Raw genomic sequence first — 793 nt, forward strand, 5'->3', positions numbered from 1 at the left:
AAGGCGCGATGAGTGAGTCTACCAATATCTTACAACGTATGCGTGACTTATCACTTCAGTCAGCTAACGGTTCTAACTCAGCAGCAGACCGCGAATCACTTCAAAAAGAAGTGGCTTCTCTGCAAACAGAATTAACTCGTATTGCCGATACCACATCATTTGGTGGTCAAAAATTATTAAATGGTAATTTTGGTACAAAGTCTTTCCAGGTGGGTTCAAATGCCAATGAAACGATTTCTGTTACTTTAGGTGACATTTCAGCAGATGCTTTGACTAAAAGTGCAAAAGTTGCCAGTGGAGAGTTTGACGAAACCAATATGAATGCAGCGATAACTGCTGATAATGTTGTGTTTACTTATACACCAGATGGTGGTGCAGCTGAAACTTTGACTGTTGATCTATCAAAAGTAGATGCAAGTGATTATGCTGGTTTTGCGGACGCACTTAACCAAGGTTTAAATGGTGCATCAGAGCCGACGGGAGTTTATGCTCGTGTCAATGATGATGGTGATGGTGTGGTTATTGAAGGCCTAGTTGACGGTGGAGCTTCACTTACTCAAGCTGGTGCAGCGGGTTCAACTGCTTTTGCAACTGCAACAGCTGCTGATGTATCTGTAAATGATATCGATATCAGTACTTATAAAGGTTCACAAAATGCTATCACCGTTATTGATGAAGCATTAGCAACGATTGACAGTCAACGTGCAGACTTAGGTGCCGTTCAAAACCGCATGAACTTTACCATCAGTAATTTAGGTAATATTGAATCGAACGTGACAGATGCGCGTAGCCG

At 41.9% G+C, this 793-nt stretch carries 1 protein-coding gene; it reads left to right on the top strand.

Annotation, left to right across the window (positions count from 1 at the left end; genetic code table 11):
* On the top strand, positions 1–793 hold a 793-nt coding region (locus IEY40_RS20110; protein ID WP_188959364.1), incomplete at both ends, for a flagellin N-terminal helical domain-containing protein.

The organism is Shewanella ulleungensis (assembly GCF_014648315.1).
GTDB lineage: Bacteria > Pseudomonadota > Gammaproteobacteria > Enterobacterales > Shewanellaceae > Shewanella > Shewanella ulleungensis.